At 37.4% G+C, this 18,214-nt stretch carries 12 protein-coding genes; 3 read left to right on the top strand and 9 right to left on the bottom strand.

What is annotated here, in order from left to right:
- Window positions 1-31: 31 nt before the first annotated feature.
- The 9 genes from BN52_RS00945 to BN52_RS00905 all read right to left on the bottom strand — a co-directional run bounded on the left by BN52_RS00945 (window position 32) and on the right by BN52_RS00905 (window position 13,378).
- Window positions 32-1,702, bottom strand: a complete 1,671-nt coding sequence (locus tag BN52_RS00945; protein ID WP_008472180.1) for a sensor histidine kinase — start codon at window positions 1,700-1,702, stop codon at window positions 32-34.
- Window positions 1,699-2,304: a DUF624 domain-containing protein gene (locus BN52_RS00940; protein WP_008472179.1), complete on the bottom strand. Its 606-nt coding sequence runs from the start codon at window positions 2,302-2,304 to the stop codon at window positions 1,699-1,701. Before BN52_RS00940 ends, BN52_RS00945 begins: the two co-directional genes overlap by 4 nt.
- Window positions 2,305-2,407: 103 nt before the next feature.
- Window positions 2,408-3,874 carry an ABC transporter substrate-binding protein gene (locus BN52_RS00935; RefSeq protein ID WP_008472177.1) on the bottom strand — a complete coding sequence of 489 codons (1,467 nt, stop codon included), beginning with the start codon at window positions 3,872-3,874 and terminating at the stop codon, window positions 2,408-2,410.
- A 28-nt stretch (window positions 3,875-3,902) separates the two neighbouring features.
- Window positions 3,903-4,823 (bottom strand): carbohydrate ABC transporter permease, encoded by a 921-nt coding sequence (locus BN52_RS00930; protein ID WP_008472176.1) that lies wholly within the window; start codon window positions 4,821-4,823, stop codon window positions 3,903-3,905.
- A gap of 13 nt (window positions 4,824-4,836) precedes the next feature.
- Window positions 4,837-5,787, bottom strand: a complete 951-nt coding sequence (locus BN52_RS00925) for an ABC transporter permease (protein WP_008472175.1) — start codon at window positions 5,785-5,787, stop codon at window positions 4,837-4,839.
- A gap of 164 nt (window positions 5,788-5,951) precedes the next feature.
- Window positions 5,952-7,559, bottom strand: a complete 1,608-nt coding sequence (locus tag BN52_RS00920) for an alpha-glucosidase (RefSeq protein ID WP_008472174.1) — start codon at window positions 7,557-7,559, stop codon at window positions 5,952-5,954.
- An 85-nt stretch (window positions 7,560-7,644) separates the two neighbouring features.
- Window positions 7,645-9,411 carry a beta-N-acetylhexosaminidase gene (locus BN52_RS00915; protein ID WP_008472173.1) on the bottom strand — a complete coding sequence of 589 codons (1,767 nt, stop codon included), beginning with the start codon at window positions 9,409-9,411 and terminating at the stop codon, window positions 7,645-7,647.
- The gene (locus BN52_RS00910; RefSeq protein ID WP_008472172.1) at window positions 9,411-12,080 is read right to left on the bottom strand and encodes an alpha-mannosidase; all 2,670 of its coding nucleotides are present in this window, start codon (window positions 12,078-12,080) and stop codon (window positions 9,411-9,413) included. Before BN52_RS00910 ends, BN52_RS00915 begins: the two co-directional genes overlap by 1 nt.
- A 14-nt stretch (window positions 12,081-12,094) precedes the next feature.
- Window positions 12,095-13,378 (bottom strand): glycoside hydrolase family 125 protein, encoded by a 1,284-nt coding sequence (locus tag BN52_RS00905; RefSeq protein WP_008472171.1) that lies wholly within the window; start codon window positions 13,376-13,378, stop codon window positions 12,095-12,097.
- A 76-nt stretch (window positions 13,379-13,454) separates the two neighbouring features.
- Between BN52_RS00905 and BN52_RS00900 the strand changes: the two genes are divergently transcribed.
- From BN52_RS00900 to BN52_RS10015, 3 genes are all read left to right on the top strand, one after another.
- Window positions 13,455-14,522: a GntR family transcriptional regulator gene (locus tag BN52_RS00900; RefSeq protein WP_241762023.1), complete on the top strand. Its 1,068-nt coding sequence runs from the start codon at window positions 13,455-13,457 to the stop codon at window positions 14,520-14,522.
- A 10-nt stretch (window positions 14,523-14,532) separates the two neighbouring features.
- A complete protein-coding gene (locus tag BN52_RS00895; RefSeq protein WP_008472168.1) occupies window positions 14,533-16,590 on the top strand; it encodes a GH92 family glycosyl hydrolase in 2,058 nt (685 codons plus the stop codon).
- 796 nt (window positions 16,591-17,386) lie between these two features.
- Window positions 17,387-17,947, top strand: coding sequence for a CPBP family glutamic-type intramembrane protease (locus BN52_RS10015; protein ID WP_157685030.1), 561 nt, complete (start codon window positions 17,387-17,389; stop codon window positions 17,945-17,947).
- Window positions 17,948-18,214: the final 267 nt, after the last annotated feature.

Genomic DNA, 18,214 nt, shown 5'->3' with positions numbered 1-18,214 from the left:
CACCTGCCTATTCGCTATGTAACTGTTATGCTTAAACATCAAAGAACATGGTCACCGTCACACCGTCATATTGATTATTGGCGATTTTCATTTCAAAATTCTTGGTGTAGTTGGCCATACGCAAATATACATTGCGCAAGCCCACCGAATTAGCAACTATCTCATCTGTAGTGAAATAACTGTTAATTTCTTGCAAACGTTCCTCAGACATTGGATGTCCATTATCGATTATATCAATCACGATACGATTTTCAATTTTTCGGGCATTAATCTCAATCGCATTCATTGCATTAGTAAAATCAACCCCATGAACGAAATAGTTTTCAACGATTGGTTGTAAGCTAAAACGTGGGATCTCGATCTGAGAAATCTGTGGATCAAATTTAATTTGGTAAGCCAATTTATCTGGAAAACGGACCTGATAGAGGTAGATATAATTCTTCACCAGGTCTACTTCTTGCTTCAGCGTTGACATAACTTTATTGTCGACATTTCCTCTTAGCAAAGCAGCAAAATTATAAACTACTTTGGCCAAATCGCGGGCACCAATATCTAGCGCCGCCATACGAATGTATTCCAAAGTATTGGCCATGAAATGGGGATTGATTTGTGACTGAAGAGCTTTCATCTGCGTTTCCTGTTGCAGGATCTTAATTTGGTAGACCTCATTGATATACCGCTTAATCGCATCTAACATACTATCAATATTCGTGGAAAGATCTGCTAAATCATCGTAGACCAGATTATCGGAAGAAACTCTAACGTTCAGATGATTTTCGGAAACCTGACGAGTGGTTTTAATAATCGCATCAAGCTGACGACGATATGACTTGAAGGTGAAAACAAAGATTACAACCAACAAGACTTCAACTAAAATTCCTGACAGCGCAATCGGTAAAATACGATTTAAGCTGGCTGTTAGACTAACATTTTTGGGAATTAAGGTAATTATGCGATAATCATCGTCAATCCAACTGCTCCTAATTAAATATTCGTGTGGCGAAAAGTTTAGATGACCTTTGCTTACGATATTTTTAATGTGGTTTCGTTGCTCTTTAGTAACACTTTTACCAAAATATTTGTATAAAATCCGATCATCTGTATTTACGATAAGCATCGATAAATACTTATGATTGTTAATATTGCGAAACTTGTTTAACAATACCTCTTTTTTAAAAGAAGTACCCACCAATCCCACTGCTGACTGAATTCGTGGATCAACAATTGGACTATAGATTAAATCATTGCTTAGAGCCTTTTTAGCACTGGTTTTATAACCACCATTACCTTTTTCTGCTTTAAAAGCACTATATTGGTTAAAAAACGTAATTACCAACTTTTCCATATTCGGATGCTTAATGTAAAAAAGTTGGCTCGTCATAGGCCAATTAAAATATTCACCAGTACGGTCTGTTTGATCAAGCGTAAAACTGGCATACTTAGCTGGACTCGATTGCAAATATTGACGAATATTATCGATATGCTCGCCATTTTCTGAGACATAATCTGAAATACTGTCAGCGACATTTAAGTTTTCATTGAATAGTGTTGTTGTTTGACTAATTGCATAATCCTGCGTCAACACAAGTTCTTGTTGAAAATTGCGGTAACTATAAATCGAGAAAAAGAGCGTTCCGATAGTTGTAAATAAGGCTAATGCAATCCCGTAATAAATCATCAACCTTTTAAAACCTAATCTCATGAGATTTTTCCATCAATTTGTTTAATCCAATTCCGATAACTGTGATTTGCCCATACAACGGTAGTTGAAAAAGTAAGAAATAACAGCAATCCCGGCCATAGTGCTGTTAAAGCTGAAATAATAATCAAGCCGGTTAAACATAGTCCTAAAGCTCTGATGTCGCTAAAAAATTGAATAAATGCTAATTTAAAAACATTTTTAAATTCAATTTCAAAATTGCTATCAAGAAGCAGTACATTAATTGCCACCATACAAGTAATGAACAAGACAAAAATAATCAAAAATACAACTGGTAACATCCAAGCAGCTTTAATTTGCGAGGTCAAATAGATGTCATAAAACAAGAACAACATCAATGCCAATAGTGGTAGTGCACGACTGTTAGCTTGCCAAAATATCTTCCAATAAAAGTTCCACAGTTTTTTAAATGTGTACTGGCGATAATCATAACCATAAGTCAAAAACTGCTCGGTTATGGTCCTCAGAGCTGGGCCAATCCCTAAAACGATTAATCCCATCAGAGAAAAGAACCAGAATTCCAAATTAAGTATCAACAAAACATATATCTTTATAAATGCTTTTTGAGTTTGCTCACTCAACATATAGTACCACCTCGTTATTTATTTTAGCACAAAAGCCGTGGGGCTTTAACAACCACACGGCAATTGTAACGGAGGAGAATATCTTCTTTAACTGTTATTTATCCTATTTGTTCTTTAAAAACTCATCATATTGTTTTTGAAGTTCTGCTTGTACCTTGTCATAGCCAGCAGTCTTAAGTTCAGCATCCATCTTCTTGATTGTTGGTTCTGGATCAGCAGTACCAGTGTTCAAGATATCGAGATACTTACTCATAACATTAGATAAGTTAGTAATTTCAGTCTTAAGTTTAGTAGTATCAGGTGAAAATCCAAGAGCAGCTGATTCCTTGGCATCCTTGATATTTTCTTTACGTTGGTCGATTTGTTTTTGAGTAATGGTGTCTTGAGTATAAAGCAAGTCGTTGTTACCCATCATCCAACCACCAATGAAGTAACCCGGTTGATATTTCTTAGTAGTCTTGATCTTACCCTTAGCCTTATCAGTAAAGTTCCATTGTTGACCTTCAAGACCCCAAACAATGTTGTTTAACAACTTCTTGTCAGAGTTCAACATGTTAAGAACTTGCATAGCTTCCTTCTTGTGCTTTGAAGTCTTAGAAATTGCCCAAATAGCAACTTGAGCTTGTGCTTGTGACTTGTAAGGATCAGTAATTGGCTTAGTGATCATCTTCTTGCCACCAGCAGCGTTAATTAAAGCAGTGTCGCCGTAGTCAAAAGGTCCTTGAGTTTCTTGACGGCTGAACCAAGTGTTTTCGTTCAAGTTATATTGTGTACTTGAAGTTGCAGCATCCTTTGGAATGTAACCCTTTAAGTAGTATTGGTGAAGAGTTTCTAAATCTTTCTTAACTTCTGGAGTGTCATAAGCGTTGAAGACTTTCTTATTCTTACCAGATGAATCAACTGCGAATGGCAATCCATTTCCTAGAGGGAATTCCATTGCACGTGGTGAAACTTTGTAACCTTGACCAATAGCAAAGGTAGCAACACCAGGGTTTTCTTTGTGGAACTTAGCAAAAGCAGGTTCAAGTGATTGATATGAATCTACCTTTGAAATATCGATGTTGTACTTATCTAGGTAGTACTTGTTGAAAGTAATACCGTTAATGGCAAATACGTTAGCGTTGATAGGGAACCCATAAATCTTGCCGTTAACAGTTACACCCTTCCAGTATGCTGGATCTACTTTGTCATAAGCTTCCTTAGCATACTTCTTAGCCAAGTCGGTCATATCAGCATATACGCCTTTACCAGCGTTAGCTACATAGTTTTGAGTGAATGCCAAGTCATATGGATCACCTGAGGTTACCATAACATTGTACTTTTGGTTATATTCACCCCAACCAATAAATTTCATTGATAGTTCAATGTTTGGATATTTTGTTTGAATTTCTTTGTTGGCACGTTTAATCATGTCAGCATAGTTCTTTGGTTTGTCACCAGGCATATACATTGAAACAACTGTCTTGCTTCCTCCTGATGAATCTGATTTTTTGTTGCCACAAGCAGTAGCTAGGGTTGCAACACCTAGCACAGCAGCCGTGCTAACAAGGATTTTCTTCCATTTTTTCATAAAACTAACCTCCCAAAAAAATGATATCCTACTCTTTAACTCCTCCGACCGTCATACCCTTAACAAAGTACTTTTGGAAGAATGGATAAGTTAATGCAATTGGCAAAGTAGCAATTACCACAACCGCAAATCTCATCCCTTCGCTTGGAAGGACAGTACCTGAGGCAAGCGTAGAGCCTCCGGCTGACATTTGCTGACTCATAAATTGAATGTTGTTTTGAATCTTGACTAACAAATACTGTAAAGGAATCAAATTATCGTTAGTCATGTAGAGCATTGCATTAAACCAATCGTTCCAATAGCCTAAGCAAGTGAATAAACTGATCGTCGCAATTCCTGGAATTGCTAAAGGTACAACAATATCTGCAAAAATTTTTAATTCGCCTGCTCCATCCATTCTTGCAGATTCGAGAATTGCCTCTGGGATTGAGGTCTTAAAGTATGTTCTCATAATTAGAACATTGTAAACACCGAAGCAGGCAGGCAAAATAAGTGCCCAAATATTATCTTTCAAGCCTAGCATTTGGGTAACAACCAAATAAGTTGGTACCATACCAGGGGTAAATAGCATTGAAATTAATGCAAAGATTGTAAAAAATCTTGAAAAGGCGAAGTCTCGTCTTGAAATTGCGTAAGCATAGGTTGAACTAAATAAACTGTTCATCAATGTACCAATAACTGTAATGAAGATACTTACACCCAAGCTCTTAAGCAATTGTCCTCCCATTTTGGATAGATATTCATAGCTAGCTACGGTCCAATGCTTTGGCCAGAACTGATAGCCATACATGGTAATGTCGCTTTCTTGAGTGAAAGACAACACAATCATGAAGAAGAATGGGACAATACAGCTCAAGGCCAAGATGGCTAAGATGACATTAAAGACAAAGTTAGTTCTTGGTCCGAAACTTCTAATTTCAACCGAAGTAACATGTTTTTTCTTTCTCATAGCTCATCCTTCCTTAGAAAAAAGCTGCATCTGGTTGCTTCTTTCTTACGATTAAATTAGTTGTAATCACAAGTAAGAAGCCGACAAATGCTTGAAGCAATCCTGAAGCAGTTGACATTCCAATATCATTATTCATCGTTAAAGCACGATAAATGTAAGTATCGAAAGTCTGAGTAGTAGAAATCAGAGTTCCTGAAGCTCTTGGAATAATGTAGAACAAACCAAAGTCACTTCTGAAAATACCACCAATGTTCAAGATAAACATTAAAGTTGCTACTGGTAGAATATGTGGCAAAGTTACGTTCTTAATTTGTTGCCACTTATTCGCACCATCGATCATCGCAGCGTCATAGTATTCTGGGTTAATTCCCATTGCTGTTGCAAAGTACAAAATACTATTGTAGCCGAGGCTCTTCCAAACTCCTAAGAAGATTAAAATACCTGGCCAAACTTTTGGCGCATTGTAGAAGTCAATCGCTTGACCTCCCATTGCTGTGATCCAGTGGTTGATAATTCCCTTATCTGGACTTAAGAATGCATAAACAAAGTACGCAAGCACTGCCCAAGAAAGGAAGTATGGGAAGAGCATTGATGTTTGGTAGACTTTAAGCAACTTCCGATTGCGCAACTGACTCATGATAATACCGAGTGAAATTGCAAAGAAGAAATTCAAAGCCAAGAATGTCAACCCATATCCCACTGTGTTTCTAACGACAATCCAGAAATCCGATGATTGGAAGAAGAACTTGAAATTTTGAATTCCAATCCATGAGCTGTGAAATAGGCTGTATAAAAATCCTTCTTCTGAATATTGGAATTCCTGGAAAGCTACCATATTGGCAATGACTGGTATATAAAAGAAAACAATCAAGAAAAGCGTACCGGGGGCAACCAACAACAAATAAATCCGATTATCGATTACTTTTTGGATAAAACCTTTCTTTTTCCCTTCTTTTTTAGCCATTCTAGTTCCCCCTCTCATTTACACTTAAATTATATAAAACGCTTACATTGGCAGTAAATTATCAAACTAAAGGGAAAAGTATAAAAATTAAAGATCCAACATTTTTAGTCACTATACAAAGTAAAAAGCCACCGAAGCACTAATACGCTTGGTGACTCAAAGGTCTAATTATAAGTTTTTTCTACTAGTAGCTCATATGGCTTTAGCAAGTAGGTAGCTCCCGTTTCTTTGATAGGATAATTTTGCACAACAACTTTTTTGCGGGAAATATGATAATTAATTCTTTTAGCTTTACGTGATAGATTAGCAAAAACTCGATAGCTACCTGTCTCATCACTACGCATAAAAGCTAAGACTTCTGCTGGAACATCGTTAATTTCTTCAAAATCACCATATTTCAAAATTGAACTTTGCTTTTTAATCGCAATTAGTTTTCTATAAAAATTAAAGATTGAATTAGGATCTGCTTCTTCAATTTGAGCGTTTATCTGCAAGAAATTTGGATTAATGTCAATCCAACTCTTTCCTGTTGTAAAACCTGCTTGCGAGGAATTATTCCACTGCATTGGAGTTCGTGCATTATCTCGTCCTTTCTGCGAAACAAGTCTTAAAGCTGTTTTTTTGTCGTCGCTTTTTTTCACCAGATCGATACTTTCTGGATCACGTAGCATCTCGATTTTAGAGAAGTTAACGTTGATCATCCCTAATTCATCACCTTGATAGATAAATGGCGTTCCTTTTAGGAAAAATTGCAGTCCTACCAGCATCTTTTGAGCAGCTATTCGATGTCGATCATTAGTCTTTAATAGCGATGCAGTTCTTGCCAAGTCATGATTTGACCAAAATAAGGTATTCCATCCCTGCTCGTAATCAAGCTTTGTTTGCCAATTAAGCAAAACCTTTTTAAGCAATTGAGGATTAATTCTCACAGGATGCCACTTATCCATACCTCTTTTTTGACTTAACAGTAATGGTTGAAATTCAAAAACCATCGTCAATTCATGTGAATTTTCATAGATATATTGCTTTGCTTCCTTAATACCTGCACTCCATGTTTCACCGACAGTAAGTAAATCTTTGCCTGCAAAAACCGCTTCGTACATTTCTTTTAAGTAGGGATGTAATTTAGGACCATTAACAGTTACACCATGATCTGGATCTTTGCCAATCAAATCAATCACATCTAACCTAAAACCACCTACACCCTTTTCAACCCAAAAATTCATCATCTTATAGAGTTCTTGGCGCATTTGTGGATTATTCCAGTTGAGATCGGGTTGGCGATAGTCAAACAAATGGAAATAATATTGTCCCAATTCTGGGACAAAGGTCCACTGATTACGAGTCCATTCATGCTCTAGCTGTGCTTTGATTTGCTCTGGTTTACGCCAAATATAGTAATCATGATATGGATTATCAGTACCCTTCTTTGCCTCTTTAAACCATTTATGTTCACTTGAAGTATGATTTAAAACCAGATCCATGATTATTTTGATTTGATGCTTTTTAGCTTTAGCAACCAATTCTTCAAAATCAGTCATATTGCCATATTCTGGATTGATTTCATAATAATCAGCCACATCATATCCGTAATCGATATTAGGCGATTTATATATTGGACTAAGCCAGACAGCATCTATTCCCAACTTTTCCAAATACGGTAATTTTTGAATGATCCCTTGGATATCACCAATTCCATCACCATTGCTATCATTGAAACTTCGCGGATAAATTTGATATACCACCGCTTCTTTCCACCAATGTTTTGTCATTTTGCAACTTATAGCTCCCAAAAACAAAATTTATTACAAAATCAAACGCGTGCGAAAAAAATCACACGCGTTTCGTTCGCGATCATTACCAAGAAATATCGCTTGGAGTCACAATTTGGTAGTACTGAGAATTACCAAAATCACCATTAATATGCTTATCCATTTCAACATCAGGAAGATCAGATTGATATTCGCCCTTAGCTAATAAATTCCTAACCGTGTTTGCACGTTGAATCAAGCCACCAAAACGAATATCCATCACTTCAGACCCATTAGGTTTATTTTCTTTAAACCACAATTCAAGGCGCTCTCTAGCGACTAGCGTAATCGCTTCTTGCCACTCATTAAGCAAGGCATCCGCACTATTGCCACTTGTTAAAGCAGTCATCAATTTAGCCTTAACCGATAAAGCCTTAGCTAAATCATAGTAGTAATTAAAGAGTGGATGTTCCTGATATGGTTCAAGCTTATTCGCAAGTTGATCGTAATAGTTACCAAAATCAAAATCCTTCAAGTTTTGATAATAACGCGGTTGAAGCAAATCTTCATAGAGCACTAGTTTGCTTGGCTTTTCATCAACGTCATTAACTTGATCTTTAGTATTATCAAAGTCCCCTAGTAGCATGTAAGCCTGATAATTTTCATCCTGCAACAAGTCAAAATTATTTTCAAAGTCAGTTTCAGTTGGCTCATCTAAATATTGATAGTCAGAAAATACTTGCCAGCCTAACAAGCTTGACCAATATGGTGCTTCACCACCATCATCCATCCAAGCAGTAGCGGCCACTTTTTTAATCCCAGTTTTCTTAGCTGCAGAAAGCCCAGCTTTAATTGAAGCTAACATCTTGCTTTGATTTGGAGCAAATCTTGCCCAGGTCCAGATACCGCCGGCAAAGTAAACATTAGGTGATAACTCAAAGTGCTTTTGCATCATCGGTGTGTAGTGGTCTTCGTGAATATTATAATAGTCCCAATATACTTGTCCTATTTCCGGATCGACATGCAAACTAGCAACATCTGCTTGTCGATCATACATTTCATGCCTAGTACTTGCCAATTCAAACCACATATCGCTCCACATTATTGGTTTCAAATCCATTTCTCGGCAAAGTGCTAAAACCATCTTGGCATGCTTCAACATTAGTTGCGTCTGATCTACGCTACCATGGTCAAAGAAGTATTGTCCTAATCCCAAGTTATGTGCTTCATCCATCCCAATATGGATTTTTTTGGTTAAGAATGGCGCCGTCGCTGCTTCTAATTCCCTTTTTACGAAATCCCGAGTTGCCTCCTTACCCACATATAACGTATCATTCAAATCACCAATTTGCCGATAATGTTCATATTGTAGAACACGTTTCAAGTGCGCAAGCGTTTGAATTGCCGGTACCAACTCAATGCCCATTTTATCTGCATAAACCGCTAGTTCATGAAGTTCTGCTTGTGAATAACGTCCTCGCTGTAAGCCAAAAAAGCTTTCGCCGGGGACTTCAAACTCATCTTCTAGATATAGCCAAACTTCAGTATATCCTAAACCAGCAAGCCGACAAAGATATTGCTTTAGCGTAGGAACATTCAAGACCGCATTTCTAGCTAAATCCGGCATGGCAATCACTTCGTCAAATTTACGTTCATGCGCACACTCTGCTTTTGCAATACCATGTTTAATCATCCCTAAAGCCGTATTATATGCGCGCATCAAATCGTTTTTTCGCTCATAAGTTAAACTTATTTGCTTCCCAGATTTTTTAACGCTATAGCCTTTACCAGATTGATTAATGCTGATTTCGTAACCTGCAGTATCAACCTTACGCCACATTCTCAATTCATTAAATGCAAAATTAGTATCCATTATTCATACCTATAAGTCTTAATTTCTGCTGGATCAAGCTCAGTTTGAGCTCGATCGATTTTATTACCATTAAAGTCAACAATTGCAGCTGCACTTTGATCCCACAGTTTCACTTCTAACGGTTGCTTTTCTGCTGTTAAATTGTAACCACGCACTATCATTTCACCTGATTCAGAACGTTCCGTAGCAGTTACAGCAAAAGCAGGATTAGATACCGTCAAATAAGTCTTTTCAGGAGCATATTCGCCAGAGTGACGAGCAGTTTGACCTGTAATCAATGGAATCTGATCAGCTCTAGCAACTTGATAAGCTGTGACTTGTTCGACTTGGCTACCATCAGTTAACCCGATCGAAAATTCTGCTTCAAATTCACCTAAACATTGAGAATCAAAAGTTGGGAAGTAGCCCCAGTCGCCTAACTCGCCAGTGCAGCGAAGCAAAGTCAAAGCTATTTCACTACCATCTGGCGCCACTTCATATTCTTGCAAGCCGAGATTACCAATAACTACCCCTTTGCCTTGCTCATGAACTGAGACAAAGGCTTGCTGGTGTTGCGGATTAGTTGGATTTTTCCAGTTAGGACTAACTTGATTATCACGAGTTACCACTTCAAAAATGGATTCACTATCATTATGAGCATTAATCTGGTTAGTTGTAACCTCTGCTCTAAGACGGTGATCTTGATGTTGATTGTCCCCTTCAACCTTGATCTTTACTCGGCGATCATTAGCGCTTAATTCAAGGGTAACTTTAATCGTAAATGGCTTAACGACACTTGAACGGACACTTGTTCGGTGGGTAATGTCGATTACTGCTTGGCGTTCATAGTCTAGTTTAGCTTCTGCTCTTTCAGGTAGTAGCATTGTTTGCTCAAATGTTACCTTCTGACCTTGCAATAACTGCGATGAACGCAAGTTTTTGATTGGACTATTAAAAATAATTCGACTCTTATCTGCGGATTGACGATAAATATATTCGTTGCCAATATCGCCCGTATCAACAAGATGCAAACGATAAGCTTCATTAAGATTTCTTTGATCAAAAAGCTTGATTTCGCCATTCGGCATGACTTCAACTCTAATAAAGTTATTTTCTAACCTAGCTTCTTGACCACTTATTAAGCCACGTTCATCCCCCTGGCCAAATTCCACCGCAAAAGTTTGCCATGAAAAAGGCTTAATTTCCGAAGCAACGGCCAATTCTACATAAGCAGCCATATATGGCACTCTGAAAGTTCTTTCTGGCAAATCATAGCCATATGCAGCATAACGCTTAACTACCCTAAAAGGTACGCTGTTTCCAGCTTGATCTACCACCCGTAATTGTTGATGATCTTCTAAAAATTTTTCCGCATCACGATAAGCCTGTTCAGGACTAGCTTCCGCAAACAATCTACGGAAAAGTTCTACCTTCACTACGGCCTCTTCATGCTTAGTTACGCCACTAGTATTCAAAATTACGAATGGTTTTGCCTCTTCACTAAATCCATCGGTTTTGATTTTATCAGTAAAGGCAGTCAAAGCCTCACCACATAAAGATTTAGCAACTTGGGCTACTTTTCTAAAGCGATTCATCATTCCTTGGTGAACTTCATCAACTGAACATCCCGTAATCGAATCATGCGGATGATTACGCAACAATTCAAGCCAAGCATAGTCTAATTTATCCTGTTCAGTCGGCGTGACTTGGCCTTTTAATAAAAATAATGGTGCCAGCTTATTTTCCAAAGTCCGTTCAAGTTTTATATTGGTTTGCTTCAAATATACTCGACTTGAAGCAGTATTAGCCAAGGTATACCAACCATCCGTATCTTGCGAGGTCAATTCACCTTTAACAGTAGTTAAATCCTCAGGTAAATCTTCCTTTAAAGCTTTTAAATAATCGTCAAAATTGGAATGAATAAATTCATAATCTGGAAAGAGTTTGTTAGCCACCTTGATCGCCTTAGTGACATCCATTTGAACTGGTTGATGGTCTACACCATTCATAAAGAGCAAGTCTCTTGTTGAAGCGAATTTTTCTGCTTCTGCCAATTTCTTGGTCCAATATGCTTTAGCTTCTACTTCATCAACGGGAATCTCATTACCGTTAGAATACCAGTTAGCAAACAAAATCCCTAAGACTTGATCATGATTGGGACTTTCCCAGTTCATTTCTGAATAAGTCGAATCAAATTTACCTTGACCGACTTGATTATTAAACCCAGTCGGCGTTACGCCCCGGCCAAAGGCAACAGCATCAAAGCCCAATAGCTTCATCATTTGTGGAGCTTGACCCATATTGCCGAACGTATCTGGAAAATAGCCAATATTAACTGGTTGATGTCCGTAGTCGCGGGCTTTTTTCATGCCGTAGAGGGCATTTTTTATATTGCCTTCGGGACTAGTCAAAAAGTCATCCTGCAAAATATAAAATGGACCAACGCGAAGCTTGCCTTCCTTGATATAATGCATAACTTCTTCACGTTTTTCAGGTCGTACAGCTAAATAATCATCAATGATGATGTCTTGCCCATCCAAGTGGAAGGAATCAAAATCAGGATCATGCTTAAACAAGTAGAGCAAGTCGTCGATTAGATTTACCAAGCGCATGTGGTGTTCTTCAAATCCCATGTACCATTCGCGATCCCAGTGCGTGTGGGAAATAATAAATACCCGCTTTTTCTTCATTTCTTTTTCCTTTGTTACTTGTTAATCGTCTTGTCAAAATATGCCAACAATAATTCGCAGAACATCATGTTTGCCCATGAGAACCATTCTCTGGTGTATTTACTTGGATCGTTAGGATCAAAGCCTTCGTGCATCATTTTGGTACCAGCAGAAGTGGCGATCAAAGTATTTAAAATTCGTTCCTGCTCTTCCTTATCGTCAGTGGTTAAGCCAGCAATTGCCAAGCCAATATGCCAGACATAATCTTCAGGAGTATGAGGCGAACCCAAACCGGCAGCATATTTACCTTCATAGTAGTACTTATTCTGCTTACTCAAAGCGGCCTTACGCGTATTCTGATAGATCACATTGCCAGCAGCGATAGAACCAAGATATGGCATACTCGTTAAATCTGGAACATTTGCATCATCCATGAATAAATAGTTGCCTCGACCATCAACTTCATAAGCAAACACTTGTTTACCAGCTTGGTCTTCGATCAAGCCATATTTCTTGATCCCTTGATCAATTTCTTCAGCAATATTGCTACATTCACCAGCTAGATCGTCATCTTCAATCCCGGCTATTTGGGTATAAATTTCATGCAACTGGTTCAAAACTAGTTTGGCAAACATGTTTTCAGGAATCGAGTAACTGTATTCACACGCATCATCACTAGGTCGGAAGCCACACCAAGTCATGCCCGTATATGTAAAATCAGGACCAGTCCCTTCATTAACTAACGTATCTTCTGGGCGATCGATAAAACGTTGGAATTTGTATGGTGAAACCTCATGATGAATTTCTGTGCGCATTACATCAACGGCCTTTTCAACGGCTAACTTAAAATTTTCGTCAAAAATTGAAGTATCACCCGTATTTTTCCAATATAAATATGCCAAGTTGATTGGATAACATAATGAGTCAATTTCATATTTGCGTTCCCAAATCCATGGTCCCATTTCCGTTTCATCCGTTTGGTGCCCTTGATTATTCGGAACTTGGTTAAATGCATTAGCATAAGGATCAAGTTGCATGTTAAAAAATTGCCGCTTTAAAACTTTTTTGATGATTGCAGCTGTTTCTGGATCATCCTTGGCAGCAATTAAATAAGGTCTAACTTGAGCAGTAGAATCGCGTTGCCACATTGCTGGAATATCTCCGGTTAGGACAAAAATACCATTTTCGTCTTCAACCATGGCATTTTTGATGGTATCCGCGAAAGTTTTTTCAAAAACTTCTGCCCAATCAGCATGTTCGGCACCACATAAGTCTTTAATTTCTGAGATTAGTTGTTTAATTCCTATTGGTAATTCCATTTTTGTTCTCCTGATCTAATTTTATACTTGAAATATACCATGTTTCTTGCTTAAAATGTTATTGAAAGCGAAAACAATGCCTAAAAGTAGGTATATCGGAATATATCAGGTTAAACAAATGACAAAATATCAACTTATCTATGAAGAATTAAAAAAAGCGATCCTTAGGCGGGAGATCGCTCCAAATCAATTACTGCCGAGTGAAAAGGCACTTACAATTAAATATAATGTCAGCCGCATTACGGCTAAACACGCTCTAAATCAACTAGTGGCAGATGATTTAATCTACCGCATCAAGGGTAAAGGCAGTTTTGTAAAGCTCCACGGCACTTCAAGTCTTAAGAGCATTTTGTTAGTTTTGCCGTTTTCTTCAAATAACGAACTTGGCAACTATGTTTTAGGAATCCAGCATATGCTCAAAAATACCACTTGGAATTTGCTCTCAATGACCAACGAAGACTTTCGCCACTTGTCATATCAACAAATTGCCAAAAACTATGCTGGTGTTATCTATTATCCCTTGGAGCTGGCTAAGGAATTTCCGCATGTGCTTGAACTATATCAACAAGGTCTTCCCCTGGTCTTGCTTGATAAGGCACTACCAAATTCAGTAATTCCAAGCGTAGTCAGTGATAATGTAGGTGGGGGCTACTTAGCTGGCCAATATTTACAAGATATTGGCAAAAAACGCTTGGTATTCTATTCCAACACTAATTTTTGGGAGAGCTTCACTGGTCCAGTGGCAGACCGCTTTATGGGCTTTATCAAAGCGTGTCGCTTACAAAAAATGCCCCTTAAGCCATTGAAAACAACCAAGTTGCTTTATGAAAAAGAAGGCATGGATTTAGTAACTTACCTATCAGACAATCGTGTTGATGGTATCGTGGCCGAAAATGATATTGTCGCCTACCGCATTTTGAATTTGCTCTTGCCAGCTAAAATCCAGGTGCCCGATCAAATTGCTATTGTTGGTTTTGATAATTTGCCTTTAACAGCAATGTCTTCCCCGCCTCTTAGCAGTATTGGCCAAGATTTTTTCACATTAGGCGAGCAAGCCGTCAACCTATTGTTGCAACAAATTAATGATCCCCAAGCGATCGTCGATCGCAATTTGGTGGTCGACGTCAAATTAAGTAGAAGATAGAGGATTTTTTATGCATCTTACAGATATTGATACCCGCGTTGGTAGCAAGAGTCGCTACGAATTTAGTCACGGTAACACTTTGCCTTTAACTGGAGTTCCTTTTGGAATGAATTATTTAGCTGTTGCTACAACTGATCAAGACACCAGCTGGTGGTTTGATCCTGAATTGCCGTACTTTGCCGGCTTGCACATTACTCATCAGCCAAGTCCATGGATTGGCGATTTTCAAGCTTTTACAATGCGTTTTAAGACAAGAGATGATCGCGAACTTGATGATTATCGGCCACAGGACGCCATTTTTCGACCTGATTTAATTCAACTGACTTCCCTCTCACAGCAATTATTGATCAGAGCAACGAATGATCGTTTTGGTGGAAAAATTCAGCTTACTAATTTTAGTAATCGGCCTAGCAAGTTAATTATTGAAGGCAAAAAAGTGCAATTGATTTCTGCCAGTGATCAGGAAGTAATATTTAGCAGCAATAATTTTGCAGGTAGCGAAGATCCTCACTTTACTATGTACACTGCACTCCATGGTAAATTTGGAGCAGTTAAACTAGTAACTACTACTGAGTTAAAGAAAATTATCATCGTACTCAATGATGAAAATCTTACTTATGCAACTAGCTTTATTAGTCAAGAACAAGCTAAATTCAATTTAAGTCAGCTTACTTTGATGAGTTTTTCAGATTTGCATCAGCAAGTGGTGGCAGCTTGGGAAGAAAAATTGAATTTGATTAGGATTTCCGATCATGATCAAAACAAGGTAAAGACTTTTTATACCAACTTGTATCGCAGTCTGCTGTTCCCAACCCAATTTTACGAAGTTACCTCTGAAGGCCAAGAAGTGCATTATTCAACTACTGAGAAAAAAGTACTTCCAGGTAAAATGTACACCAATGTTGGTTTCTGGGATGTTTATCGGACTAACTTCCCGCTTTATGGCTTGCTTTTACCAAGAGATTTCCATGATTTCATGGAAGGATTTTTAAATAGCACTAAGGAAAACGGCTACTTACCTCGTTGGTTGTCACCTGATGAACGTGGTATGATGCCAGGTACGATGCTGGATGTCTTGGTGGCGGATGCAGCTGTTAAAGAACTTGCGCCTGACCTGCTAGAAGATTATCTTGAAGGGATGCTTAAAGGGGCTGAAAGTTCTAGCAAAGATAGTAAATATGGTCGTGAAGGCTTAGAAGAATACAAGAAATTAGGCTACGTTTCAACCAACTATCCGGAAAGCGTTAATAAAACCCTTGATTATGCGTATTCTGACTGGGCAATTGGCCAGGTTTTGCAAAAGTTAGGACGGGAGCTTGAAGCTCAAAAATACCTGAAACGAGCTTTGAACTATCGAAATCTTTTTAATCCAGAAATTGGCCTGATGAATCCCAAAGACGATCAAGGTAATTTTGTACCAATTAATACCACTGATTGGGGAAACGGCTTTACTGAGGGATCTTCTTGGCAAAATAGTTTCAATGTTTTTCAGGATGTTGTCGGTTTAATCAAGCTTTATGGTAGTAAAGCAGCATTTACTGCACAACTTACAAAGTTGGTAAATCAACCAGCTTTATACCAAGTTGGTAGTTATGGGCAAGTTATTCATGAAATGCGCGAGATGATTGCTCAACCATATGGTCAATTAGCTATTTCCAATCAACCAAGTTTCCATTTACCATATTTGTTTGCTCTAGCAGACGCACCTCATCAAACCGAAATCCTAGTTAAACAACTTTGCACCAGTTTTAATGCTACTTTTGCTGGCTATCCAGGCGATGAGGATAACGGTTCAATGGCTAGTTGGTATCTGTTCTCGAGCTTAGGATTTTATCCTTCAGCTCCTGGTGTTGGAACTTATATTTTCGGCATCCCTAGCTTTGATTATGTTGAAATAGCCTTACCTAATGAAAAAACTTTAACTTTAATTACTGAGAACAACAATGAAGTTAATAATTATGTTGCCAAGCGAACTTTCAATGGCAATAAAGTGGAGCAAACCATTAGTCAACAAGATCTGCTTAAGGGTGGAACTCTTATTACAAGTCTCTCTCTACTACCTGAATAGGGCAATTTAACTAACATTAATTGAATAAAAAAAGCTACAGATCAGCGTTTATTTAACGAGATCGGTAGCTTTTTTGTTATCGCTCATACTTTTGTTCATAATTTTTTCAATATTTTCATGTTTTTATCTTGACTTATATTTTTATCGTCAATATAATTGTTGATTCATTTTCTATCAATTGGGGTGATTTACCTTGTTTATTAAACAACATCTCTTTGATTATCAGTGTTACCTGAATCTTCTTTTAGCAATTGTTTTAACCTTTATAGATAGCAGAAATCTATTTCTACTAGTTTCCGTCATCTTTGTTCTCGGTCTTAATATTTTCCTTAACAAAACAGAAAGCTTTTATGAATGCACTGTATCTGTAATCTCACTATTAAGTCCGATCTTATTTATGCAAATTTTGGTTAACTGTGTGAATTTCTTAAATCAGCAAAAAGTATTATCACAGACTTTTTTAGCAAGTGTATACTTAATACTACTATTGATGCTCTATTTACTAACAGTGCTGAAATTCTTTCCGTCACTAAAAACGCCAATTTTTCAGCTCATCAGCATTCAAGGATTGTTACTACCTGCAATACTTATTAAATCAATTGATTTATATGGTAGCACAACATTACTTTTGACCCTAGTACAAAGCAAATTTTTCCTAGCTTTAGCTCTTTTAATTGTAGTACCTATGATCCTAGAAAGTTGGGATCTCTCGAACTTGAATTTTAAGATGTCTACTAGGCTCTTAATTCTGATAGCTATGATGCTTTTACTAATTTGGTTTGCGTTCTTTAACAGCTTGGCAAATTTCGGCCAAAACTTCTCTGAAATATTATGGGAGTGGAAAAACAACCTTACGCTCTATAATTTTACTTTAGATCGAGTAAACTGGGCAGTAGAAGCCGCCCTCTTTGAAGAGATAATCCGCGTATTAGACATAATCGTGCTGCTAAAATTATTCTCAAAGCAAAAGTTTCGAATTATATTGACGATTTTTGCTTCAGCTATTCTATTTGCTCTACCTCATTCCTTGTATTTACGTACCGGTTCACCTATTAATTATGTTGTTGGTGAAGTCATCTTTACCTTTATTGGTGGCTTAATGTATGCATGTCTATATCTTTATAGTGGAAAAATCTATTTATTAATGGTAGTCCATTTCCTAGTTGATTTTATTGTCTTAGCAGAACCACAATTAACTGCATTTAATGTTGGACCTTTGCTAACAGAAAGTACTTTAGGATTAGTTGTTAGATGCTTAGTGGAACTAGTTCCAGTATTGTTGTTAACAATATTTACTGATCATGACAAGTTAGAAAAGAATCTAAATCAATTAGTCAATGTTGATCATGTCAAATAAACAGATATATATACTAAGCTTTTTGCCAATCATATATGGTGGATTGGCTTTTTCTTTTGCAAGATTTCAAACGATTTCGCACGATTAACTTAAGAAAAAAGACTTGATTTATCAAGCTTTATAAGCAATTTAGGCAATAAATAAAAAATTGTTCGAACTATTCCACAAATTCTTCAAACGATTTATGATTTTCTACCCAAAATCAAGTATTATTAGGCATTTTAAGCAATTATTTTTGATCAGTCTTATTAATATTTGAAACGGTTG

The sequence above is a fragment of the Lactobacillus gigeriorum DSM 23908 = CRBIP 24.85 genome, from assembly GCF_000296855.1.
Lineage (GTDB): Bacteria > Bacillota > Bacilli > Lactobacillales > Lactobacillaceae > Lactobacillus > Lactobacillus gigeriorum.
Note: the sequence above shows the minus strand (reverse complement) of the source record. Positions and strands in the feature narration are given on the sequence as shown.

Excerpts from the sequence above, each read along its gene's own strand:
- BN52_RS00945 (WP_008472180.1), bottom strand. The coding sequence starts at position 1,702 with ATGAGATTAGGTTTTAAAAGGTTGATGATTTATTACGGGATTGCATTA.
- BN52_RS00940 (WP_008472179.1), bottom strand. The coding sequence starts at position 2,304 with ATGTTGAGTGAGCAAACTCAAAAAGCATTTATAAAGATATATGTTTTG.
- BN52_RS00935 (WP_008472177.1), bottom strand. The coding sequence starts at position 3,874 with ATGAAAAAATGGAAGAAAATCCTTGTTAGCACGGCTGCTGTGCTAGGT.
- BN52_RS00930 (WP_008472176.1), bottom strand. The coding sequence starts at position 4,823 with ATGAGAAAGAAAAAACATGTTACTTCGGTTGAAATTAGAAGTTTCGGA.
- BN52_RS00925 (WP_008472175.1), bottom strand. The coding sequence starts at position 5,787 with ATGGCTAAAAAAGAAGGGAAAAAGAAAGGTTTTATCCAAAAAGTAATC.
- BN52_RS00920 (WP_008472174.1), bottom strand. The coding sequence starts at position 7,559 with ATGACAAAACATTGGTGGAAAGAAGCGGTGGTATATCAAATTTATCCG.
- BN52_RS00915 (WP_008472173.1), bottom strand. The coding sequence starts at position 9,411 with ATGGATACTAATTTTGCATTTAATGAATTGAGAATGTGGCGTAAGGTT.
- BN52_RS00910 (WP_008472172.1), bottom strand. The coding sequence starts at position 12,080 with ATGAAGAAAAAGCGGGTATTTATTATTTCCCACACGCACTGGGATCGC.
- BN52_RS00905 (WP_008472171.1), bottom strand. The coding sequence starts at position 13,378 with ATGGAATTACCAATAGGAATTAAACAACTAATCTCAGAAATTAAAGAC.
- BN52_RS00900 (WP_241762023.1), top strand. The coding sequence starts at position 13,455 with ATGCCTAAAAGTAGGTATATCGGAATATATCAGGTTAAACAAATGACA.
- BN52_RS00895 (WP_008472168.1), top strand. The coding sequence starts at position 14,533 with ATGCATCTTACAGATATTGATACCCGCGTTGGTAGCAAGAGTCGCTAC.